This is a genomic window from Thalassomonas sp. RHCl1, assembly GCF_947387555.1.
Lineage (GTDB): Bacteria > Pseudomonadota > Gammaproteobacteria > Enterobacterales > Alteromonadaceae > Thalassomonas.
In genome coordinates this window covers 188,436-213,874 of sequence record NZ_CANDNZ010000010.1, presented here as the reverse complement: position 1 = coordinate 213,874, position 25,439 = coordinate 188,436, and the positions used below count along the sequence as shown (strand labels likewise).

11 protein-coding genes are annotated in these 25,439 nt (G+C 50.7%); 10 read left to right on the top strand and 1 reads right to left on the bottom strand.

Features of this window, described 5'->3' with window-relative positions:
* Positions 1-17: 17 nt before the first annotated feature.
* Positions 18-1,001 (bottom strand): calcium/sodium antiporter, encoded by a 984-nt coding sequence (locus tag QL234_RS23925; RefSeq protein WP_281560282.1) that lies wholly within the window; start codon positions 999-1,001, stop codon positions 18-20.
* A gap of 341 nt (positions 1,002-1,342) precedes the next feature.
* On the opposite strand from QL234_RS23925, the gene mlaF reads away from it, so the two are divergent.
* The 10 genes from mlaF to QL234_RS23875 all read left to right on the top strand — a co-directional run bounded on the left by mlaF (position 1,343) and on the right by QL234_RS23875 (position 25,426).
* Positions 1,343-2,152 (top strand): phospholipid ABC transporter ATP-binding protein MlaF, encoded by an 810-nt coding sequence (mlaF, locus tag QL234_RS23920; RefSeq protein ID WP_281560281.1) that lies wholly within the window; start codon positions 1,343-1,345, stop codon positions 2,150-2,152.
* Positions 2,152-2,928 (top strand): lipid asymmetry maintenance ABC transporter permease subunit MlaE, encoded by a 777-nt coding sequence (gene mlaE, locus QL234_RS23915; protein ID WP_281560280.1) that lies wholly within the window; start codon positions 2,152-2,154, stop codon positions 2,926-2,928. The genes mlaF and mlaE overlap by 1 nt, the downstream gene beginning before the upstream one ends.
* A 95-nt stretch (positions 2,929-3,023) precedes the next feature.
* Positions 3,024-3,494 carry an outer membrane lipid asymmetry maintenance protein MlaD gene (mlaD, locus tag QL234_RS23910; protein ID WP_281560279.1) on the top strand — a complete coding sequence of 157 codons (471 nt, stop codon included), beginning with the start codon at positions 3,024-3,026 and terminating at the stop codon, positions 3,492-3,494.
* A gap of 7 nt (positions 3,495-3,501) precedes the next feature.
* Positions 3,502-4,155, top strand: coding sequence for an ABC transporter substrate-binding protein (locus QL234_RS23905; protein WP_281560278.1), 654 nt, complete (start codon positions 3,502-3,504; stop codon positions 4,153-4,155).
* A gap of 3 nt (positions 4,156-4,158) precedes the next feature.
* Positions 4,159-4,461: an STAS domain-containing protein gene (locus QL234_RS23900; protein ID WP_281560277.1), complete on the top strand. Its 303-nt coding sequence runs from the start codon at positions 4,159-4,161 to the stop codon at positions 4,459-4,461.
* Between the two features lie 9 nt (positions 4,462-4,470).
* Positions 4,471-4,728: a BolA/IbaG family iron-sulfur metabolism protein gene (locus QL234_RS23895; protein WP_044830446.1), complete on the top strand. Its 258-nt coding sequence runs from the start codon at positions 4,471-4,473 to the stop codon at positions 4,726-4,728.
* A gap of 26 nt (positions 4,729-4,754) precedes the next feature.
* The gene (gene murA, locus QL234_RS23890) at positions 4,755-6,017 is read left to right on the top strand and encodes a UDP-N-acetylglucosamine 1-carboxyvinyltransferase (protein WP_281560276.1); all 1,263 of its coding nucleotides are present in this window, start codon (positions 4,755-4,757) and stop codon (positions 6,015-6,017) included.
* A 126-nt stretch (positions 6,018-6,143) separates the two neighbouring features.
* Positions 6,144-6,656: a GNAT family N-acetyltransferase gene (locus QL234_RS23885; RefSeq protein WP_281560275.1), complete on the top strand. Its 513-nt coding sequence runs from the start codon at positions 6,144-6,146 to the stop codon at positions 6,654-6,656.
* 807 nt (positions 6,657-7,463) lie between these two features.
* Positions 7,464-21,953: a non-ribosomal peptide synthetase gene (locus tag QL234_RS23880; protein WP_281560274.1), complete on the top strand. Its 14,490-nt coding sequence runs from the start codon at positions 7,464-7,466 to the stop codon at positions 21,951-21,953.
* The gene (locus tag QL234_RS23875; RefSeq protein WP_281560273.1) at positions 21,950-25,426 is read left to right on the top strand and encodes an amino acid adenylation domain-containing protein; all 3,477 of its coding nucleotides are present in this window, start codon (positions 21,950-21,952) and stop codon (positions 25,424-25,426) included. The genes QL234_RS23880 and QL234_RS23875 overlap by 4 nt, the downstream gene beginning before the upstream one ends.
* Positions 25,427-25,439 lie beyond the last annotated feature (13 nt).

The following is a 25,439-nucleotide window of genomic DNA, read 5'->3' as shown; positions in this document are numbered from 1 at the left end:
TAGGGCTACGACTGTTATCAATGACTTAACTGGCTAAAAAGGATGTACTGGTAGGCAATAAAACAGCCCAGCAGTATGCCGCCTTTTGTCCGGCCTACCCTGAATGCCCCCCGCTGGCGGCTGAAACATAACAGGATCAGCAGCAGGGTGACGCCTAACATATAAGGGGCATCCCGGGTGGCGGCATGGCCATCAATGGCGCCGGGGGCAATGAGTCCCGGCAGGGACAATACCGCTAAAATGTTAAAAATATTTGAGCCGATAATATTACCCAGTGCCAGATCGTCTTCTTTTTTGATCAGGCTCATGATGCTGGCGGCTAATTCAGGTAAACTGGTGCCTATGGCAATAATGGTTAACCCTATCACCAGATCGCTGATGCCGAATGCTTTGGCAATAAATACCGAAGAATCCACCAGGAAATTGGCGCTTAACGGCAGTACCACGATGCCGACAACCAGCCATAAAATGGAACTGCCCAGGCTGACACCTTCAGGTACTTCCTGCTCGGCTTCGAGGATCATAGGGTCGTCTATCGGGTGATCTTTTCTTCTTTTTAAGGTGATCAGCAGTAAGGTGATGATGTAGGTGGCAAAACCTACCATTAAAATCAGGCCCTCGATAAAGCTAAGCTCATGGTCGTATAACATGGCATAAGCCAGGGCGGTAATGGCCAGTACCAAAGGGATTTCGCGTTTAATGGTTTTCGAAGACACTATCAGGGGCTGGAATAAAGCGGTGATCCCCAGCACCAGGGCGATATTGGTAATGTTTGAGCCGATGGCATTGCCTATGGCGGTATCCGGATTTCCTTGGAAGGATGCTGTGCCTGCCACCATCATTTCCGGTGCAGAGGAGCCCATAGCCACTATGGTCAGGCCGATCACCATAGGGGTAACCCCAAGATTTCTTGCTAATGAAGAAGCGCCAAAAACAAATTTGTCTGCGCTCCATACCAGGGCCACCAATGACCCCAGTAAGATAATTATTTGAACTAACATCTACGACTCCCGAATATCAGCCTAAATTGTCGCTGGTTGCAGTAAAAAAAAAAAGCAAAAATAGTGAATGAGGATAAAAAAATCCAATTATTAAAAGTTGTTAGTTAAAAAATAACCAATTATTGATGCTAACCGGGGATCTTACCCTGAAACCGCGGCAATTGTGACTTTTATTTTGTAACAACTGTCTTCGGGTGCCTATCAAACAAAACTTACAAAAATGAACAAAATCTTACATCAAAGCGACATATTTAATTACGATTTGCTGGTGCAGTAATTCTTGCTCTGGGGTAAAATGCCGCAAAAAATTTTTCACTAAGCTTGAAGTTAAGACCGAGAAGATGCCAAAAACTTTAGTTGATATTCAAAATATCACGTTTAAACGGGATGAACGTGTCATTTATGATGATATCAGTTTGTCGATCCCAAAAGGAAAAGTCACGGCGATAATGGGACCCAGCGGGATAGGAAAAACCACGCTGCTGCGCCTGATCGGCGGTCAGTTGAAACCGCAAAGCGGTAAGATTTTATTTGACGGCCAGAACATACCGGGGTTATCGCGTAATGCCTTGTATGAAACCCGTAAACGCATGAGCATGTTGTTTCAAAGTGGGGCCTTATTCAGCGATATGTCGGTTTATGAGAATATCGCCTTTCCGATGCGTGAGCACAGCCAGTTATCCGAGACCCTGATTGAAAAAATGGTGCTGATGAAGCTGGAAGCGGTTGGTCTGCGCGGCGCCCGGCATCTTAAACCCAGCGAATTATCCGGCGGTATGGCGCGCCGCGCCGCCCTGGCCCGGGCAATAGCCTTAGATCCCGAGCTTATCCTTTATGATGAGCCGTTTGCCGGACAAGATCCTATTTCCATGGGGGTCATTGTACGTTTGATCCGCTCTCTGGCGGATGCCCTGGGTTTAACCTCTGTAGTGGTTTCCCATGACGTGCCCGAGGTGATGAGTATTGCCGATTATATCTATATTATCGCCGAGAAAAAAATTATCGGTCATGGCACGCCGGAGCAGATTAACCGGCAAACATCGCCGTTAGTGCGCCAGTTTATTAACGGCGACTCCGATGGCCCGGTGCCGTTTCACTTCAATGCAGCCCCTTACCGGGAAGAGCTTATCGGCACAGGGGCGGGTAAATAATGAAACAAATACATTTTTTAGGACAACAAACGGTAAACCTTATCAGTGGCTTAGGTCGGGCAGTGATCATGCTTACCTCGGCCTTGATGCACAGACCAAATGTCAGAAAAGGTTTGCCCTTGCTGCTGACCCAGTTGTACGCCGTCGGGGTACAGTCACTGATTATAATCCTGGTCTCCGGGACTTTTATCGGTATGGTACTGGCGCTGCAGGGCTACACCATACTGGTGGGTTACGGCGCCGAGGCAAGTTTGGGGCCTATGGTGGCCTTGTCCTTGTTGCGGGAACTTGGACCTGTAGTGTCGGCGCTGCTGTTTGCCGGCCGGGCTGGTTCGGCGCTGACCGCGGAAATCGGTTTGATGAAAGCGACCGAGCAGTTATCCAGTTTGGAAATGATGGCGGTTGATCCGCTGCGCCGGGTGATTGCACCGCGCTTTTGGGCGGGCTTTATCAGTCTGCCGTTATTGGCGGCGATCTTCTCTATGGTCGGCATTTTAGGCGCCCATTTAGTCGGTGTTGACTGGCTCGGCGTAGATGGCGGTACTTTCTGGTCTGTGATGCAGGCGCAGGTGGACTTTCAGGGAGATATATTAAACGGGGTGATTAAAAGCCTGTTTTTTGCTTTTGTTGTGACCTGGATTGCGGTTTATAAAGGGTATAGCTGTGACCCGACCTCTGAAGGGATCAGCCGGGCGACAACCGCAACCGTAGTGCAGTCTTCTTTAGTGGTGTTGGGCTTAGATTTTATCCTGACGGCGCTGATGTTTGCAGGTTAATGGTCGCTTGATGCTTATTTGAAGAGCACTGGCTTGAGTTGATGAATTTTTAGAAAAACTTTTGGTTTATTGTTAAAAGAATTTGGGTGGATGACATGGTGTCAAAAAAAATAGAGTTAATGGTGGGCTTTTTCGTGGCCCTGGGCATAGTGGCGATATTGGTTTTGTCGTTAAAAGTGGCGGACAGCGGTATTTCCGGCAATGGCGAAACATATGATCTATACGCTAAATTTGATAATATCGGGGGCCTGAAAGTACGCTCTCCGATCAAAGTTGGCGGCGTAGTGGTTGGCCGGGTCAGTAATATTGTTTTGGATGAAGAAGATTATACGCCTGTGGTGACACTTAATATTTATGCCCAGTATAAGAATTTCTCCGAAGCAACCTCGGTCTCCATTCTTACCGCCGGTCTTTTGGGGGAGCAGTTTATCGGTTTACATCCGGGCTTTATGGATGAATCGGTAGAGACTTTGTTACCCGGTGACTTTATTGAAGATACTAAACCGGCCCTGGTACTTGAAGAGCTGATTGGTCAGTTCTTGTTTAGTCAGGGCAGTGATGACTAGGATTATTATGAAAAAATTTTTCGCGTTACTTCCCATGCTGGCAATGGCTGTCGGGCTTAGTGTCAGTGCCCATGCAAACAGTGGTCAGGTAGATAAAAAAGATCCCTATAAAATGATCCAGCAAGTGGCTGAGATCACCTTTAAGCGTTTTGCCGACGAGCAGACGCAAATAAGAAAAGATCCGAACCTGCTGAAATCTATCGTACGTGAAGAATTGATGCCTTATATCAATTATAAATATGCTGCCGGCAAAGTGATCGGCAAGCATTTCGCTAAAACCAGCAAAAAGGACCGCGCGGAATTTGTGCCGGCTTTTAAGGAATATTTAGTGACTTCCTATGCCCAGGTTTTTACCTTGTATAACAAGCAAAAGGTTGAGTTTGAACCGGGCAGACCTTTGGGGAAAAAGAAGATCGTTGCCGTAAATACCCAGGTGATAGAACCGGGGCGCGATCCGATCGATATTTCCTTTAAGGTACGTAAAAGCCGCAAAACCAACGAATGGAAAGCCTTTGATATGGTGGCGGAAGGGGTGAGCCTGCTTGACAGCAAACAGGCGGAGCTTAGCAGCCTGATCCGTCAGAAGGGGCTGCCCTATGTCACGCAAATGCTAAAAGAAAAAAGCCAGCGTAATATTGTCTTTAAATCAGAGCAAGGTTAACCTGTGAGCCAGATTGAATTTGCCCTATCGGACGAGGGCGGTACTTTGTCCGGGGAATTTACCCGTCATACAGTGCCGACTTTAGCCGATAATACTATTAAAAAACTATTAAAAAATGATCGTGCGGTATTGAATTTAAAAGCCGTTAACGGTGTCGATACTGCGGGCCTTGCCTGGCTGCTGGCTTTGGTTGAGCAGGCGGAAAAAGCCCATAAAAAAGTTGAGTTAACACACCTGCCGGAAGATTTGCTTAAATTAGCCAAACTCAGCGGTGTCGATCATTTTTTACCCATTACAGAGTGTTAGGAGAAAACCGTGGAAACTTCTGAAATTGAAAACTTGATCAATTCGGCCCTTGAGCTGGATGAGCTGCACGTAAAGTTCGACGGTTCGCAGTGTAAGGTGATCGCCGTTGCCGATATGTTCGGTGAATTAAGCAGGGTGAAAAAGCAGCAGGTGGTATATGCACCGCTTGCCCAGGTGATTAACGACGGTGTTATCCACGCCGTGACCATTAAAACCTTTACCACGTCCGAATGGCAACGTGAAAAAATGTTTAACCTTCCCCTGTAATTCTCCCAGATAAAAAGAACAGTATATTGGACTCATTTAAAATAATTGGTGGGCAACCACTTAAAGGTGAAGTCGCCATTTCCGGTGCCAAAAATGCCGCCTTACCTATCCTGATGGCGGCTTTGCTGTCAGAAACCCCTATTACTATCACTAACGTTCCCCGCCTCAATGATATCGATACTACGGTGAAGCTGCTAAGTCAGCTCGGCGCCAAGGTTGAGTGGTTAGACATCAATGAAGTGGTGATCGATGCCAGTGAGATCGATCATTGCCGGGCTTCCTATGAGCTGGTGAAAACCATGCGCGCCTCGATCTTGGTATTGGGACCTTTACTGGCCCGTTTCGGCCATGCCGAAGTTTCCCTGCCCGGCGGCTGCGCCATAGGCGCCCGTCCCATCGACTTGCATATCCATGGTCTTAAACTGATGGGGGCGGAAATAGAAGTGGACAATGGTTATATCGTTGCCCGTAACCAGGGAAGATTAACCGGCGCCACTATTTTTATGGACACTGTCAGTGTCACCGGCACCGAAAACCTGATGATGGCGGCTGCCCTGGCCGAAGGCACAACGGTTATTGAAAATGCCGCGCGTGAGCCGGAAATCGTTGATTTAGCCAACTGCTTAAATGCCATGGGGGCGAAAATCTCCGGTGCCGGCACAGATACCCTGACGATAGATGGGGTCCCCCGTTTGCAAGGGGAGCATTACCGGGTAATGCCGGATCGTATTGAAACCGGTACTTTCCTGGTGGCGGCTGCGGTAACCCAGGGGCAGGTGAAATGTTTAAATACCGATCCCGGTGCTTTGGATGCGGTATTAAGCAAGCTGCAGGAAGCCGGCGCCGAGATTGCCACGGGAGAAGACTGGATTGAATTATCCATGAATCGCCGGCCAACGGCGGTGAATGTGCGCACTGCACCTCACCCGGCATTTCCCACCGATATGCAGGCACAGTTTGTGACCTTAAATATTATTGCCGAGGGCACGGCGACCACGACAGAAACGATTTTTGAAAATCGCTTTATGCATGTGCCTGAATTGCAGCGTATGGGAGCCGATGTGCGCCTGGAAGGCAATACCGCCATCACTACTGGGGTAGATTCGCTGCAAGGCGCCCAGGTAATGGCAACCGATTTAAGGGCGTCTGCCAGTTTGGTGATTGCCGGCTTAGTGGCAACCTCGCCGACCCAGGTGGATCGCATCTATCATATCGACCGGGGTTACCAGCATATCGAAGATAAGCTGCAGGCACTGGGTGCCGACATTACCCGTATCAAAGGCAGTTGATCCAGGCTTGGCCAGGTTAAGCCCCTGACGATATCGGCCCCGGCAATTGCCGGGGTTTTTTGTATCTGCGCAGCGAAGCATGATATAACTTCAAGGCTGTAAATAAAGGTTAGAAAAGGAGCAATAATGATCATCACCGAAAGTTCGCGTCTGGTGTTACGTGTGGTTAACCTGGAGGACGCTTCCCTGATGTTAACCCTGATGAATGAACCTGCCTATCTGGAAAATATCGGCGATAAGCAAATTCGCACCCTTGATGATGCTGAAAATTACCTGAAATCCGGGCCGCTGGCGATGCAGCAGGAACTGGGGTTTAGCCTCTATTGCATTGAGCGCAAAGATACCGGGCAAGCCATAGGCCTGTCGGGATTAATCAAACGCCCCGGTGTTGAACATCCGGAAGTCGGCTATGCGATTTTAACCGAGCATTGCCGCCAGGGATTTGGTCTTGAATCGGTGGAGGCCGTGATAAAGCACGCCAGGGAACAGCTTAACTTAGCTGTGCTACAAGCTATTACCAGTGTCGATAACAGTGCTTCGGTAAATTTACTTAAACGCCTGGCATTTAACTTTCAGGGGCTGATCACTTTGCCCGGCAGCGATGAAGAAATTAACCTGTTTGAAAGAAAGTTAGCCTAGCCTAGGTTAACCGGCCGGGGGTTATTATCCTGTCTGCTGCCTGGCCCGCGAGTATAACCATCAATAAGTAATCTCTGGCTCTGACGGGCCAGTGTTTGCTCTTTCCAGACCTGTAATTCCGATGCATTGTAGCGATATCTTTACTCAAGATAATTTTTAAATTTGCTGCAATATCGACAGGAATCGAATAGATATTGACAGTTTTGTTATTTTGCTGTTAACTATCGCATAAATAGTTGTAATAAAATCTTACATTACAATTGAACACTGGAAGTTGCTTTAGCTTGCTGTACCTCATGGAAGAGTCAAATCAAATGTCGACCTTTCCATCTCGTCCGCTGCTTATCCAGGCAATAAAAATAAAAATAACAATCAGTCTGGCGTAGAAGTTCTTTTGTCAAATATCAGACTTTCAGCGCGCCATAAAGACCAGTTTAGAGTAGTAAGGAGACGCATTTTGTTCTCAGATTTACTGATGTCCTATACCTTGTCATTTACCTTCGGGAATGGGTTGTATTCGCAATCCTTGCCCGGTTGTCCACGTTTTAATCTGTTAGGGTCCAACCCGGTAAAAACCAGCCTGACGAACAGGCCTAAGTTTTTACTTTATTCTGGAAATATTTCCGGGTTTGCTTAGTCATTATTTAATTGAATCGAATCATGATAACAGTGAGCCGGTAAAAAATATTTAACAAAAAAATTCAATAATAAGAAATCTCTATGCTCTGGTTAGGCTTATGGGTTATTTAAGCACAGCCGGTAAAAAGAGTGATGAGATCCATTTGCAAGAAGTAAGGAGAGCCTCTTTTGCAAACTACAGCATTGACATCCTATTCGCTAACATTTCCTCAGTTAGATGTGTTTTTTCATCAGCAGCAATTGCCCGATTGCCCGTTGTATAATATTTGTGGTTATACCCGCTTAGCCGGAAAAATCGATATTGCTCGTCTGCAGCTGGCGTATCAAAAATTAAGCCAGGCGGCGGATATCTTTCGCCTTTACTTTGAACATACTCAAGAATGGCCGGAGCAAAAGCTTGCTGCAACTTGTGATGCACACTTAGCCCGGGTGGATTTTTCCGATAGCAGGGATCCCGAAGCCGAAGCAAAAGCACACCTTAAACTGTTGTTTGCCACTAAGTTCGACTTAAGCAAAGGGCCACTTTTTACCGGGCAGATTATCACCCTGTCGGAAAATGAACACTGGTTTGTAACCTTAGGGCATCATCTGGTTGTGGATGGCTGGGCCACCAGCCATATTATCAGGAAGCTGGGGGAAATTTATACCGCTTTAGGGCAGGAGACCGACGAGCAAACCTGGTCCGAAATATTGTCGATACCGAACTTTGTCGATGTTGTTGCCCAGGAGGCCAAGTACCAGCAAAGTGCCTCATATCGTAAATCAGCAAAATACTGGCTGGACAAATTTCAAACTATCCCCGAGCAGTTATTTACTGCACATTATCGCGGCAGTTTTGCTGCGGATCAGGTGGTGCCGAGTAAACGTCAGCATATCTTATTATCCCGGGAAAAATCCCGGCTGCTGCAGCACTTTTGCCAGCAGCAGGACACCAGTATCCAAGGGATCTTCCTCGGCCTGCTTTATAGTTATTTTTCCTCATGTTACGGTCAAAGTGATTTAGTGATAGGCACACCCGTGCATAACAGAACCAGCGCGGTACAGAAACAAATTATCGGTATGTTTGCCAGCATGAGTCCATTGCGTTTGGCGCTAAGTCGTGAGCTTACCTTCACCGAGCTGCTCAGGGCCATAGGGAAAATACAGCGGCAGGATTTTCGTCATCAAAAGTATCCCGTCAGCCACCTCAATCGCCAGTTGAAACTTTCCCGCTCAAGTCAGCAGCAACTGTTTGATCTTTGTTTTAATTATTTAAAGCTTGATATCAATGCCCGCTATGACGACTGCGAAACCTTAAGCCGTTTTATCGGCCATGGCTTTTCACAAATCCCGTTGTCGGTCAATCTGATCGAATTTGGCGAGCAGCAGGAGCTGGAATTACAGCTCGATTATAACCTGGCCTATTTCAGCGATGAAGAAGCCCTGTTACTGCTTAACCGGCTGGATTTCCTGCTGGAGCAGGTGTTATCGGATCCCGGGCAGCAAGTGTCTGCTTTAGATCATATGCCGCCGTCAGAATTAACCCGGCTGCAAAGTTATACTGCCTGTGAGGGCAGCGTAAGAGCCGAAAAAACCGCTGCCGAGCTTTTTGAGGCTTTTGCCCGCCAGCATCCGGGCGATACCGCCCTGGTTGCCGGACAAGATAAGCTGAGTTTTGCTGAAGTTAACCAGCAGGCCAATCAGTTGGCGCATTATTTAACCACCTTAGGGGTGGGGGTGGAGAGCCGGGTCGGGATTTGTACCACGGCGTCGGTGGAGATGATTATTTCTGTGCTGGCAGTATTTAAAACCGGGGCCATGTATGTGCCTTTAGATGCCAGTTTCCCCCAGGCCCGCTTAGATTATATGGTGCAGGACTCGCAGATACAGCACCTGCTGACCCAGTCGCAATACCTGCCGCTGTTTCAGAACTTTCCCCTGACCTTTGTCACCCTGGACAACAGCGAGCATAAGCAGAAAATCAGTGGTTTTTCCTGTGCCGATCTTGAGCGTCCGGCGGGGTTTACCATGTCGTGTCTGGCTTATTTAATTTACACCTCAGGCTCGACCGGGCAACCCAAAGGGGTCATGGTTGAACATCAAAATTTAATGCATTATGCCTTTGGCATCAAAGACAAGCATCAGCTGCCCCCGGGGATGAGCTACGGGGTCTTATCTTCCCTGGCCACGGATTTAGGCAATACTTCCCTCTATCTGGCGTTTATCAGCGGCGGCTGTCTGCATCTTTTGCCTGAGCTGGCGACTTCGGACAGTCACCAGTTTGCCCGGCACTTAAATCAGCAGCCAATTGATGTGCTGAAAATCACCCCGAACCACTTCGATGCCCTCTATGATGAAATGCTTTTTGAACAGGGCTTTCCCTGTCGTTTCTTATTCCTTGGCGGTGAAGCCCTGCTTGGACGGGTATTGTCAAAAGTCGACAAACTTAACCGGGAGCAGGCTTGCCAGGTGATTAACCATTACGGGCCAACGGAAGCCACAATCGGTTGCCTGACCCATGCCTTATGTCAGGAGCAAAGCTATATCCGGGTACCTATAGGGACGCCCCTTGCCAATAGCCGGGCTTATGTGCTCAATGAAGAGAAAAAACGCCAGCCGTTAGGTTGTGTCGGTGAGCTTTATATCAGCGGCGGCGGGGTAACCCGGGGTTACCTGGACCTGGCGGAGTTAACCCGGGAAAAATTTGTTGAAGGTTTCCCTGGCATCGACAGCCAGGGACCCCTTTATCAAACGGGAGATTTGGTGCGTTGTCTGAGCAACGGCGAAATTGAGTTTATCGGCCGCAATGACGATCAAGTGAAAATCCGTGGTTACCGGGTTGAGCTTGGAGAAATTGAAGCCAGGTTAACCCGGCTTAAGACTATCGAAGCGGCTGTGGTGCAGTTGCAGCAGGACGATTTCGGCGCCCGGCACCTGGTGGCTTTTGTCACTATGTCATCAGCTGCCGGCTCGGATATCAAGCTTAAGGAGTTACGCCTTGAGCTGGCGAAATTCCTGCCGGCCCATATGGTACCGGAACAGCTGATGGTGCTTGAGCGATTTCCGCTGATGGTGAACGGAAAAATTGACCGTAAAGCCCTGCCGAAACTCGACAACCAAATTAGCGACGATTATCTTGCGCCGCAAGGAGAAGCGGAAACTTGCCTGGTGCAGGTATGCGCCGAGTTATTGTCTGTGCCGGAGCAGGAATTAAGCACAGGGGCAAACTTTTTTGCCTTGGGCGGCGACTCCATTATTTCCATTCAGCTGGTATCTAGGATGCGGCAGGCAGGCTGGACCCTAACCGGAAAAGACATCCTGGATGCCCCGAGAATAAAAGACCTTGCCTTATTGCTGACGCCACTGGCGGATAAAGAGACGGTGGCGGAGCAGGGACCTGTTGAAGGGGACTTGCCTTTATTGCCAATTCAACACTTATTCTTTGGTGATGAAACCCAGCTGCACCATTACAACCAGTCGGTGTTACTGGCGATCCCGGCTACTTTCACCCCGAAACATGCCAAGATTTTTATCGAACATTTGTATCAGCGCCATGATGCCCTGCGCCTGGCATTTAGCGCAAAACAAGGACAATGGCAGGCAAGCCACCATGACTTTACCCGGGACATGCTTGAGCAGAGCGTGGAAGTCATTACTTTAGCCGAAGAGGACTTCTCTGCTTTAGGGGAAGTTGCCGACAGGATACAGGCAAGCTTGTCGCTGGAAGCCGGGGGTTTATTTAAAGCGGCTTACTTTATCAATCACAGCGGAGAAACCCGGCTATTGCTGGTGTGCCATCACCTGATCGTTGATGGTGTCTCCTGGCGGGTGATACTTGAAGATCTTGAACGGATCAGTGCCCAGCTTGAGCAAAACCAGGCGCCGGCGTTAGCGGCAAAAACCTCTTCGTTTAAAGAATGGGGTGAGTTCCTGCAAGCTTATGCAAAAAGCGAGCAGTTGTTAGATGAGCGGGAATACTGGCTGAACCAGGGAGCCGATCTGCCTGTTAAGCCACCCCAGGTGGAAAAAGAAGTGAATTTCACCACTTTGAACTTTTCGTTGGATGAACAGCTGACGGAGCATTTATTACATCATGCCGGTCAGGCCTATCGTACCCAGGTGAATGAATTATTGCTGGCGGCGTTGTTAAAAGCCCATTGCCAGTGGTCCGAGCAACTCTCCCTGACCTTAGATCTGGAAGGCCACGGCCGGGAAATCCAAGATACCGGTTTAGATCTTAGCCAGACCATGGGCTGGTTTACTTCCTTGTATCCGTTGAAACTTGCTACCGATACCCTGGACTGGCGTACTGTGATCACCCGGGTAAAAGAAACTTATCGCCGGGTGCCTCATCACGGCCTGGGTTTTGGCGTACTTAAATACCTGGTGCAGGACAGTGAACTGGCTAAACAGCCCAGACCTGAGCTGGTGTTTAATTACCTGGGGCAATTTGATCAGGTGGTGAACTGTGGCCATAAATTCTCTTTGCTCAACGAAAACAAAGGGCGTTCCATCAGTCCGAAACGGCGGCCGCATCATAACCTGACCCTTAATGCCATGGTGAACAATGCCTGCCTGCATTTTGATTTAACTTTTGACAACCAGCACTACGACGGCGATGCCATGGCGCAGCTGGTGCAAATATACAGCGAGGAATTATCGTGCCTGGTCGCCCATTGTTTATCTGATGATAGCGGCTGGCGCACTTTATCGGATTTCCCGCTGGCGAATGTCACCACCGGGCAGCTGGACAGCTGGCAGTCAAGCTATCCGATCCAGGACTTATACCCGGCAACGGCGATGCAGCAAGGGCTGATCTTCCATAGCGAACAGGACAAAAGCGCTTATGCCACCCAAAAACTGCTGACCTTAAACGGCTCTATTGAATTGGTCTATTTCCGTCAGGCCTGGCAGCAGTTAATCGATGATCATGCGGTTTTTCGTACCATTTTTGTCGGGCAGGATTTGGGCATGCAGCAGCTGGTGCTGACACATGCCGATTTGCCCTGGTTCGAGCAGGATCTTTCCCACCTGGATGAAGCTGAGCAGCAGGCGGTGATCGCCCGCTTTATACAAGAAGATAAACAACAGGGTTTTGATAAAACCCGGGCGCCTTTGATGCGCATCAGTATCTGGTATTTAGGCAAACAGACCTATCAGGTCTTGTGGAGCAGCCATCATGCCTTAACCGATGGCTGGTGTAATCCCCTGATATTTTCCGAAGTGATGGCCAGTTATCAGCGCCTGTGCCGGGGCGAGGCGTTGGTTGCCTCTAATTCCCGTCCTTATCGCGATTATATCGTCTGGTTGTTGCAACAAGACAGCATCGGGGCACAAGCCTTTTGGCAGCAAGAGCTTGCCGCATTGGAAGGGCCGACGCCTTTGCCTAGCGCACGCGATGCCGGTAATTCCCCCGGCTGTGATGAATTGTCGTTGAGCCTGACCCGGGAGCAGACCGGACAATTAAGCGAATTTGCCCGCTCAAACAAGGTGACGCTAAGCATAGTGCTGCAGGGGGCCTGGGCCTACCTGTTATCGGCTTATAGCAGAGAAAAATCCGTGGTATTCGGTACTACGGTTTCCGGCCGTCCGGCGCAGATAAACGATGTTGATAAGATGATAGGTTTGTTTATCAATACCATTCCGGTCAGGATCGACCTGGATAAGGAGCAGGATCTTCAAGCCTGGTTAAAAGACATACACCAGGGACAACACCAAAGGGAAAGCCATAGCTTCCTGCCCCTGACTGAGATCCAGCAAGCCTCCGGTTTTGCACCCGGCACACCTTTGTTTAACAGCTTATTCGTGTTTGAAAACTATCCGGTGGCTGCATTGTCAGAACATGTTTCGGGTAAAAAGGATATTACCTTAAGCAGCGCACAAAGCTTTGAAAGCAGCAATTATCAGCTGACCTTAGTGGCCCAGCTGGAGCAAGCATTGACGCTGAAGCTGACCTATCTTAAACAAGCTTTTGGTCCGGCGATGGCGCAGCAGTTATTGAGACACTATCAAGAGATCTTAATGGCAATGCCTGCCATGGCGGATAAACCGTTGGGCGCGCTGGCGCTGTTATCGGCGCAGGAAACCCGTAACCTGACCCGGGAATTAAACAGCAGGCAGGAAAGTTTTGCGGCAAATACCTGCCTGCACCGGATTTTTGAGCAGCAAGCAACACTTTTTGCTGATAATACCGCCTTGAGCTATGAGCAACAGCAGCTCGATTATGAAATCTTGAACCGGCAAGCTAATCAGCTGGCCCGGTATCTGCGCGATGTAGGGGTAGAGACGGAAACTTTAGTGGGGATCTGTCTTGATCGCTCGGCGCAAATGCTGGTGGCGATATTGGCGATTTTAAAAGCCGGCGGTGCCTATGTGCCGTTAGATCCTTCCAATCCGCGCGAACGCCTCGACTATATCATTGAAGATAGCGGCATCAACTACTTGCTGACGGACTCAGGGCAAGGGTTAGCCTGCGATAATTTATCCCGGATCAACCTGGATGAAACCGGTTTGCAGGTTAAGCTCCGGACTTACCCCACAGATAACCTGCCCGAGCTTGCAGAGCAAAATGGAGAAAACCTGGCGTATGTCATCTATACCTCAGGCTCAACCGGCCGCCCCAAAGGTGTGTTGGTGGAACACAGGCAGGTGATACGTTTATTTAAAGCCAGCGAGCAGCATTTTCATTTTAATGACGATGACGTCTGGAGCATGTGCCATTCCTATGCTTTTGATTTTTCCGTATGGGAAATTTGGGGAGCCCTGCTTCACGGCGGCCGCCTGGTGGTTATTCCACAGCGGGTCTCCCGTGCCTATGACGAGCTTTATCAGTTGCTGATAGCGGAAAAAGTCACAGTATTAAACCAGACCCCCTCGGCTTTTAGCCAGCTGAGCCTGGTGGATGAAGAGGTCGGCGGTGAGTTATCGCTGCGCTCGGTGATTTTTGGCGGGGAAGCGCTCAATTTAAACAGCCTCAAGCCCTGGGTGGCGCGCCACGGGGACAGTGCTCCTGAGCTGATCAACATGTATGGCATTACGGAAACCACGGTGCATGTCACCTACCGGCGTATCCTGGCATCCGATATCGAGGAAAACCAGGGCAGCCTGATTGGCCGGCCGATTGCGGATCTATCCCTGTATCTGCTCGATGAAGCGTTAAGGCCTGTGCCTGTGGGCGCCTGTGGTGAAATTTTTGTCGGTGGAGACGGTGTCAGCCGCGGCTATCTGAACCGGGACGAGCTGACGCAAGAGCGTTTTATTATCAACCCCTATAACCGGGATGAGCGTTTATACCGTACCGGCGACTTGGCCCGCTTCCTTGGCAATATGGAAATGGAATACCTGGGACGTATTGATGACCAGGTGAAAATTCGCGGTTTCAGGATCGAGCTCGGGGAAATTGAGCAGCAGCTGCTTAATCTGGAGCCGCTGCAATCGGCGTTAGTTTGTGTACATGGGCAAGAGCAAAAGAGCTTAGTTGCTTATGTAGTGCTTAATGAAAGTGCCGGTGTCTTGCCCCAGGATGAGGTGATAAAACAGTTGCGACAAGAGCTATCTGGCCTGTTGCCTGAATATATGCTGCCGTCCTTTTTTGTTGTGCTTGATGAATTTCCATTAACCACTAATGGCAAAGTCGATAAAAAAGCCTTGCCCGAGCCGGATAAAAGCCAACTGGCGCAAGACTTTATTGCCCCGGTTAACCCGATCGAAATCAAGCTGGCCAAGATTTGGGGGCAATTACTGCAGGTGGCCGCTGAAGAGATAGGTACTAATGCTAACTTTTTCGAACTGGGGGGACATTCCCTGCTTTCCCTGCGCCTGGTGGCAGAAATCAAGCAAAGCTTTGGCGCCGAATTAGCCATCCGGGATATTTTTGAAAATACCCGCCTGGCGCAGTTGGCACAAGTGATTGCCGACTCGGCTGAGCAGGGAAGGGGGTTACAAATTACCCCGGTGACCTCACCGGATAACCGCTTTGTGCTTTCCTTTGCTCAGCAGCGTTTGTGGTTTATTGATGCGATGGACGGCGGCAGCGCCCACTATAATATGTCCGGCACCCTGGATTTGTCTGGCTCCCTGGATATCAAGGCGCTGGAACAGGCTTTTGCCACTATTGTCGAGCGTCATCAAAGCCTGCGCACCTGCATCACACGCGATGAGCACGACCAGGTGGTGCAGCAGATCCGCCCGGTAGCAGGTTTTAGCTTGAGCCGCGTGGATTTATCTTCACTGGATGAGCCGGAACAAAGCCGCTTGCTGGAGCAGGAAATTACGCTTGCCGCGACTAAGGTCTTTGATTTGCAGCGGGACTTTATGCTCAGGGTCCAGTTAGTGTCTTTGTCATCGCAGCAACATATGCTTGTGGTTACTATGCATCATATTGCTTCCGACGGCTGGTCGATGTCGGTATTGATCAAGGAATTGAGCGCCTTATATAGTGCCTATCGCCAGGGAGAGGATAATCCGCTGCCGATGCTAACACTGCAATATACGGATTATGCCCACTGGCAACGCCAATACCTGCAGGGAGACGTGCTGGAGCAGCAACTCCTGTATTGGGAACAGCAGCTGGTGGATCTGCCGGTCGTACATGGCTTGCCATTGGATTATCCCCGGGGCGAGATGCAGACCTTTAACGGGAAAACCCTGGACACGATCCTGAGCCGGGAAACCCTGAGTGGATTAAAAGCCTTGTGTCAGGAGCAGGGAGCTACCTTGTTTATGGGTCTGCATGCCGCTTTTTCTTTATTGCTGGCGCGCTACAGTAATGAAACCGACATAGTAATGGGTTCACCGGTGGCAAACCGGGAGCAGGCGGAGATTGCCGATCTTATTGGCTTCTTTGTTAATACCTTAGTGCTGCGTTGTGACTTGTCGCAGCAGCCGGGTTTTAGCGACTTGCTTGAGCAAAGTAAACAAAACCTGCTGGACGCCTATGCCCACCAGCAAGTGCCGTTCGAACAGCTGGTAGAGCGGCTGCAACCCGAGCGTAGTTTGCAACACAACCCCTTGTTCCAGGTGATGCTGGTATTGCAAAACAATGAAGAGCAGGAGCTGGTGTTACCCGGACTTGAGCTGAATATGCGTCCGGGAGCCCGTGATATTGCCAAATATGATCTCACCCTGACAGTCAGTGAAAAGCCACAGGGGCTGGCACTGGCATGGGAGTACAATACAGATCTGTTTCAACAGGCGAGCATTGCCCGTATGGCAGAGCACTTCCAGCACTTGGTAGATGCTATCCTGGCAAGGCCGCAAACCAATGTCTTTAAATTACCTCTGCTCAGTGAAGACGAAGCCGAACAGGCATTGCTGGCTGCTCGTCAGGCACCTGAAAGTCGTGAGGCGCTTTGTGTCCACGAAATCTTCCAGCACCGGGTTGAAAAATCACCGCAGGCTATAGCCCTGGAGCTGGCGGATCAGCGTATAAGCTATCAAGCGCTTAACATCCGGGCAAACCGCCTGGCCCGTTACCTGATGGAAAACAGGCAGGTGAAACCCGACACCCTGGTGGGGATCTGCATCGAACCATCGGTAGACATGGTGGTAGGCATATTGGCGATACTTAAAGCCGGGGGCGCTTATGTGCCGCTGGATCCCGCCTATCCCGAGGCGCGCCTGAGCCATATGCTCAGCGATGCCGCGCTGGAAACCGTGCTGACGCATAGTTATCTGCAAACCCCTGTCACCCAGGCCCAGGCGTTATGCCTGGATGAGGAGGGCTTTTTAACCGGACTGGAACATTATTGCGATGAAGATATTCCGGTGTTAGCAACCGGCGTTGCCCCGGAGCACCTGGCTTATGTTATTTATACCTCCGGCTCTACCGGGCTGCCCAAAGGGGTGATGATCAGCCATGACAACTGGCAGGCCTATAGCCGCTCGGTTTCCCGGGATTACGGCCTCAAAGCGCAGGAAAAGGTACTGCAATTTTCTTCCATCTCCTTCGATATCCTGGTGGAAGAGCTGAGTTTGTCCCTGTTACATGGCAATACCCTGGTGCTGCCGCCGTCAGCCGATGTGCCTTCGGTGGCCGAATTCTGGCAAAGGCTGGATAAGCACAGGGTGACGATAGCGACGTTACCCACGGCCTACTGGCATCAGTTATGTCTTGATGACCAGTTGGCAGAGTCGTTAAAAACAACCGCCTTGGAACTGGTTATCGTCGGGGGAGAAGCCATCTCTGCCCGGCATTTAGGGCGCTGGCAGCAAGCATCAGGTGACAATATCCGTTTGTTAAACACTTATGGTCCCACTGAAACCACAGTGATCGCCAGTTACGCGGATGTCAGCACCCTAGCTCCGAATACCAGTATGATCCCCATTGGCCGGGCAAGTCAGGACAGCCGTTTGCTGGTATTAGATCAATATCTGGCCCCTGTGCCCGACGGAGTTGCCGGCGAGCTTTATATCGCTGGTGAAGGCCTGGCCCGGGGATATTTAAACCAGGCTGAGTTGACCGAACAGGCTTTCGTCAGTCTCAAAACCGGGGATAAAGGGGAAACACCGTTACGTTTATATAAAAGTGGCGACCTGGTGCGCCGTTTAGCCGACGGTAACCTGGCATTTTTAGGCCGTATCGACCACCAGGTCAAGATCCGTGGCTTCCGTATTGAGCTGGGTGAAATCGAGCATGCTTTAAAAGCCCAGGCTCAGGTCAAGGATGTGATTGTCCTGGCCAAAGAGGATGATAACGGCAATAAACGCCTGATCGCTTATTTGGTTTCGGATCAGACCCAGGTGCTGGTGCAAGAGGAAAATAACGAGCAGCGCCGGGAGTTTATCGAAGCGCTGCGACAAAACTTAAGCCAGAAGTTGCCGGAATATATGGTGCCGGCCGCCTTTGTCTTACTCGAGGCCCTGCCGCTGACCGCCAACGGTAAAGTGGATAAAAAAGCCTTGCCTGAGGCGGATATGAGCTTAGGGCAGGAGACTTATGTGGCGCCGAATAATGACAAGGAAGTGCGTTTAGCTGCCATCTGGCAGGAACTGCTGGGGCTTGAACGTGTCGGTGTTACCGATAACTTCTTTGATTTAGGCGGACATTCCCTGCTGGCGACGCAATTGTCGGCGAAAATACGCTATGAATTTGATGTCGAGATCAACCTGGCGGTTATCTTTAAACAGCAAACTATACGCCTGCTGGCCCGGTCGCTTGAAACATCAAAGACAAGTTTATTGCCTAAATTAGTCAAAGCGCCGCAGGGGCAGGAATATCGACTCTCGTTTGCCCAGCAAGGCTTCTGGTTGGCGGAGCAAATGACCGGGGCAAACAGTGCCTATAACATGCCGGCAGCCATTAAGCTTGGCGGCGAGGTCAATCAGGCAGCCCTTAAGCAAACCTACCGGGCGCTGGTGGCAAGACATGATGTCTTTCGAAGTGCTTTTGTGATCAATCATCGCGGTGAAGCAGTGCAAAAACTCTGTGCCATGGATGAATTGGCACTGGAAATTGAGGTGGTCCCCGTAGACGAGCAGGAGTTAACGGCAGCGATGCAAGCCCATGCCACGGCAAGCTTTGACCTGGCCAAACCACCTTTATTTAAATTGCAGCTGTTGGCGCTGAGCAATGGTGAATTTATTTTGCTGGCCAAGTTGCATCATATCATTGCCGACGGCTGGTCCGTTGCATTATTGATCAAGGAGTTTAACCGCCTTTACCTGGCTTATAGCCGGGAGGAAATACCTGAGCTGACCCCGCTTGATTACCAGTACCAGGATTACAGTGCCTGGCAGCATCAATGTTTCAGTGAGCCGTTAAGCGAGTCCGGCGGTGAAATGCTTGATTACTGGTCAGGGCATTTGTCGGATGCGCCAAGGTCTTTACCTTTAGCCCTGGATTTCCTGGCAGACGATGAAAAACCGTCTCTGAGAAAAACCGGGTCTTTGAGGTTAACCCGGGAGCAAAGCGAACAACTGCAGGCTTTTGCCCGCGGTGAAAATGCCACCTTATTTTCCGTGTTGCTGGCGGGGTTAAATACCCTGATGGCAAAATGGACGGGAGAGCAGGATGTGGTGATAGGCACGGTCGTGGCCGGGCGGCACCAGGTCGAACTGGCATCGGTTATCGGCTGTTTTATTAATGTCCTGACCCTGCGTACCCGCTTGAATCCACAGCAGCAGCTGATCGATATTGTCAGGCACACCAATGAGGTGGTGGTGAATGGCCTGGCCAACCAGGATTTGCCGTTTGACTTGCTGGTGGAGCATATCAATCCGGAGCGTACCGGCAGTCAAAACCCGTTTAACAACGTCTCGCTGCGCCTGCAAAATATCAAGGAAGAAAACCTTTCCCTCGATGGCTTGGCGATGGAAAACCTGGAGCAGGATCTCAGCGCCGGCGGCACTCAGCTGGACCTGATGTTTGAAGCCATCGAACGCCCGGAGGGGCTGGAGCTGGTTGTCCAATATGAGGGCAAGTACTTTAGCGAACAGACCATAGCTTTGCTGCTGGCCAATTATCAGGACATCTTGTCGGTGATGGTGACACAGCATGCACTAAGCCTGGATGAGCTTAGCTTGAGTACTTCCCTGGCGGAGCAGATGCAGAGATCTGCGCAATTATTCCCGCAGTTTTATCTGGCGGCAAGTTTTACCGCCGAGCCGATAAAAGAGCCGCTGATGTTTTGGGGCAAAGAGTTTAATCAGGCACTTAAGGTGGATTTTGCCCCTTATAACCAGGTATTCCAGGAATTGCTCAATCCCGATAGCGAGCTGGTGAAAATCTCCCATGGCTGTGGTGCGATTTTGTTTCGCTGGCAGGACTGGCTCGGGGCCAGCGGCGATGAACTGGCCCTGAATGCGTCACACTTTTTCGGCGCTTTGCAGCAGGCGCTAAGCAGGATAAGCTCACCTTTGATCCTGATGGTGTGTCCGGCATCAAGCGCCCTGCTCGAAGACCTGGAGTTTGTCGAGCAATGTCTGGCGCTGGAAGCGAAATTAGCTGAGCTGGCACAGGCGCAGCCGATGTTAGATCTGATTTTACCTGCCGATGTATTCGAGGCCTATCCGGTATCGCAAACCCTGGATGCCTTTATGGAACAGGAAGCCAGTATCCCCTATACGCCAGAGGCCTATACCGCCATGGCAACAGCTTTATACCGGCGTTTCAGCTGCCAGGGGCGACGTCCCTATAAGGTGATTGTCCTCGATTGTGACAATACCTTATGGCAGGGAGTGTGCGGTGAGGTCGGTGCCTTAGGGGTGGAGATCAGCGGTCCTTATCTGGCGTTGCAGCAGTTTATGCTGGAGCAATACCATCAGGGGGTGGTGTTATGCCTGAACAGTAAAAACAACCCGGAAGATGTCCAGCAAGTTTTTGATCAACATCCGGATATGTTATTGACCATGGAGCATATCGTGCTGGCGAAAGTGAACTGGCACGCCAAGTCGGAAAACATCAGGGAAATAGCGGCTGAGCTTAATCTCGGCCTGGACAGTTTTATCTTTATTGATGACGATACCATGCAATGCGCTGAAGTGCGCAGCCGTGTGCCCCAGGTATTGACCCTGCAGCTGCCGGCAGATACCGGACGTATTGAGCAGTTTTTAGCCCATAGCTGGGCTTTTGACCGCGTGACATCCTCCGGCATGGGAGCGGAGCGCAGCCGCTATTACAAGGCGGATCAGCAAAGGCAGCAACTGCAACAAAGTCATTTCGACTTGTCGGAATTCCTTGAGAGCCTGGAGCTGAACATAGAGATCCAGCAGATCGGGGAGCGGCATATTCCAAGGGCTTCGGAGCTGAGTCTGCGCACCAACCAGTTTAACCTGACCACACGCCGTCACAGTGAAGGCCAGATCCGTGATTTTATCGCCAAAGGCCAGCTCGGCTGGAATGTCTCGGTGAGTGATCGCTTTGGTGATTATGGCGATGTTGGCCTGTTGCTGGCACAGGTGGATCAGCAAAGCTTGAAAGTCACCGACTTTATGCTCAGTTGCCGGGCGATGGGGCGTGGTGTTGAACATGCCATGGTGCGCCATCTGGCGTCGGTTGCCAAGCGGCTGTCCCTGGTGTCGGTAGACCTGCTTTACCACCAGTCGAAGAAGAACCTGCCTGCCTTAAACTTCCTGCAAACCCTGGGGATTGAAGGCGGGGGAGCTGAGCTGGAATCCTGGTCTTTAACAACGGCGATGGCGGAGCAGGTCGATTACCTGCAGGCCAGCGGGCAGCAGGACAATAGCGCAGAATCCGGCGCTGATAAAGCCGGTGCCGACAAGCCGGCAGAAAAAGCCGCTACTGCCGGGTCGGCCATGCCTGAAGTGGTGATCGATTATCAAGGCATAGCAAATTCGCTTGCGGATATTTCGGCTATCCAGGCCAGGGTGGAACAATTTGCCTTGTCTATTAACCGGGCTGTCGGGGTATTTGCCGAATTTGTGCCGCCGGTAACCGAAGTGGAGCAGAAGTTATGCCAGCTGTGGCAAAACCTGCTTGGCCTGGAACAGGTGGGCATAAAAGATAACTTCTTCGAACTGGGAGGAAACTCCTTGCAGGCGACGCGCTTGATCGCCCAAATCAATGAAACTTTCAATATCGTGCTCTTGCTGGACCAGGTCTTTAAAGCCCAGTCCATTGAAATGCTGGCCGGTATTATTGAGCAGCAGTTACTAATTTTAAGCGTGCAATCGGCTGACGATGGCACACTTTCAGAAGACGAAATGGAATTAACGATATGACCCCGGTAGTAAACTTATTAACCACTCTAAAAACGTTACAGATCAAACTAGCCCTCGATGAAAAGGGTGATTTAGTGGTCAGGGGGGATAAAACTGCCCTTACGCCTGCACTGGTGGCCGAGATACGGCAACATAAGCCGGAGATAGTCAACACTTTGCGGCAAAATGCCGGCAGTAATGCTCCTGCTATTACCCGGGTGCCTCGGGGAGAGCAACCGCTGGCACTGTCTTTTGCCCAGCAAAGGTTGTGGCTGCTGGATCAAATCGACGGCGGCAGTGCCCATTACAATATTACCGGGGCGCTGAATTTATCGGGAGCCCTGAATATTCAGGCGCTGGAGCGCAGTTTTGATGAGATCATCAAGCGCCATGAAAGTCTGCGCACCAGCTTTGCTGAAGAAAACAACCAGGTGGTCCAGCTTATCCGCGAGGTGGGAACTTTTAAACTGACCAGATCGGATTACTCGGCGCTGGCGGGCCAGGAGCAGGCACAGGCGGTCAAGGAGCAGGTTGCCCTTGAAGGCAGCAAAATATTTGATTTGACCCGGGATTTAATGCTCAGGGTACACCTGATCAAATGTGCCCCGCAGCAGCATGTGTTAGTGGTGACCATGCACCATATTGCCTCGGACGGCTGGTCGATGTCGGTGCTGATCAAGGAGTTTTCTGTTCTTTATGACGCCTATAGCCGTGGGCAGGCCAGTTCCTTGCCTGCATTGGAGGTGCAATATGCCGATTATGCCCATTGGCAAAGGCAATACCTGAAAGATGAAGTGCTGGAGCAGCAGCTAGGCTATTGGCAACAGCAGCTGGCGGATCTGCCAGTGGCTCATGGCCTGCCACTGGATTACAGCCGGCCTGCGGCCCAGAGCTTTACCGGAAAAACTGTCAGCAGCCGCTTGGGGCGGGAGTCGCTTACGGCATTAAAAACCTTGTGCCAGGGCCAGGGGGCAACCCTTTTTATGGGCCTGCATGCCGCCTTCTCCGTGTTGCTGGCGCGTTACAGTAATGAAAGCGATATTGTTATCGGCAGTCCGATTGCCAACCGGGAGCAGCAGGAAGTTGCCAACCTGATTGGCTTTTTTGTCAATACCTTAGTGCTGCGTAGCGATTTGTCACAAGAGCCGGGGTTTGCTGGTTTAGTGCAGCAAAGCAAGCAGATGCTAACGGATGCCTATGCCCATCAGCAACTGCCGTTCGAGCAGCTGGTGGAACGGTTGCAGCCGGAGCGGAGCCTGCAGCACAGTCCGCTGTTCCAGGTGATGCTGGTGCTGCAGAACAATGAACAGCAGCGGTTGGTATTACCCGAGTTGACCTTAACGGCGGTTGCCGAGGAAAACGAGCTGGCCATGTTTGATCTTACCCTGACGGCGGAAGAAAAAGACCAGCAGCTGGTATTGCACTGGGAATACAACACGGACTTATTCAAAGAACAAAGCATCACCGCCATGGCGGCACATTTTGAAGCTCTTGTGGCGGCCTTGCTGGCACGGCCGCAAGAAAATGTCTTTAAACTGCCGTTTATCCCACAAGAGCAGGCCGGACAACAGCTTAACCCGGGCCGGGTGGAAAAAGGCGAACCCCTTAGTATCCATGAGGTATTTGAACTATGGGTGCGTAAGCAGGGACAGGCGGTAGCCCTGGAGTTTGCCGGGCAGGAACTAAGCTATGGGCAATTAAATGCCAGGGCGAACCGCCTGGCCCGTTACCTGATAAACCAGCAGGGGGTAAAACCGGGTCAGCTGGTGGGTATCTGTCTTAAGCGCTCAATCGATATGGTGGTGAGTCTTTTAGCTGTGCTTAAAGCGGGCGGAGCCTATGTGCCGCTCGATCCCGGTTACCCCGCGGAGCGTTTGGCTTATATGCTAACAGATGCCAAGTTAGAGATGGTATTAACCGATAGCACCCTGCAAACGCCAATCAGCGGGGAGCAGGCGGTATACCTTGACCGGGAAGCGGTGACCACCTGCGTTAATGATTTTGAGGATACAGATCTGCCGGCATTGGCAACGACCTCTGCGGCAGATGATCTGGCTTATGTTATTTATACCTCCGGCTCTACCGGGCAGCCTAAAGGGGTGATGGTCAGTCATCAAAACTGGCAGTCATACCGGGCCGGTGCGGCGGCAGAATATCAAATAACCGCCAATGATAAGCTGGTGCAGTTTTCTTCTCTTTCCTTTGATATTTTGGTGGAAGAGCTGACCCTGTCATTACTGAGCGGCGGCACCCTGGTGCTGCCCGAAAGCGATCAGGTGCTGGCACCGTTTGAATTCTGGCAACTGGTGAACAGGCATCAAATCACCCTTGCCAGCTTACCCACGGCCTACTGGCACCAATTGGCCGAAGAAGAAATGTTGCCCATCCGGGTGCATGATACTTCCTTAAGGCAGGTGATTGTCGGCGGGGAAGCGATTTCTCCTGCGCATCTGGCGCGCTGGCAACAAAGCTGTCAACAAAAGAATGGGCAAGAGATACGTTTGTTAAATACCTATGGCCCGACAGAGGCGACCGTGATTGCCAGCAGCTTTGATGTCACCGCTTTTGACGGCGGGGACAAAGCCATACCTATCGGTAAAGCCTTAAGTAACAGCTCACTGGTGATTCTGGATAAACACCAAAACCTGGTACCTGAGGGGGTGATAGGCGAGCTTTATATCGGCGGAGAAGGCTTGGCCAGGGGTTACTTAAACCAGGCGGAGCTGACTGCAGAAAAATTTATCCAGCATCCTTTTGCTAAGACTTCGGGAGAGCGTTTGTATAAAACCGGCGACTTGGTGCGCTGGCTTGATAACGGCAACCTGGCGTTTGTCGGACGTATCGATCATCAGGTGAAAATTCGCGGCTTTCGTATCGAGCTGGGAGAAATTGAGCAAAAGTTAAGGGAGCATTACGCGGTGCGCGACGCCCTGGTGCTGGCAAAAGAAGAGGAAGGGGGCAATAAGCGCCTGGCCGCTTACGTTGTCACCGCAGGTGAGCAGCATCCGGATATGATTGCCAATTTGCGTACCTGGTTAAAACGAAGCTTACCCGAGTACATGTTGCCGGGGGCTTATATGCCGTTGGCCGCCTTGCCGCTCACGGCAAACGGCAAACTGGATGTGAAAGCCCTGCCTGAGCCTGTTTGGATGCAAGCCGGTTTTGACTATGTGGCACCGGTATCGGCAACCGAGCAGACCTTGTGTGAGCTGTGGCAGCAAGTGCTCGGCCTGGAAAGAGTCGGGATAACCGATAATTTCTTTCATCTGGGGGGCCATTCCTTATTAGCCACGCGCTTGCTGACAAAAGTTAACCAGGTATTTGCCCTTGAGTTGCCCATGCAAGAGATTTTTAATCGGCAAACCGTATCTGAACAGGCAGCCTACCTGGATGAACAAATCCAGCTGAATAAATTACTCTCGGGAGAGCTGGCAATAGAAGATCTCAGTGATGAAGAGTTAGACCGTTACTTGGCGCTGCAGACAGAAGAATAATAAGAATAAGGAA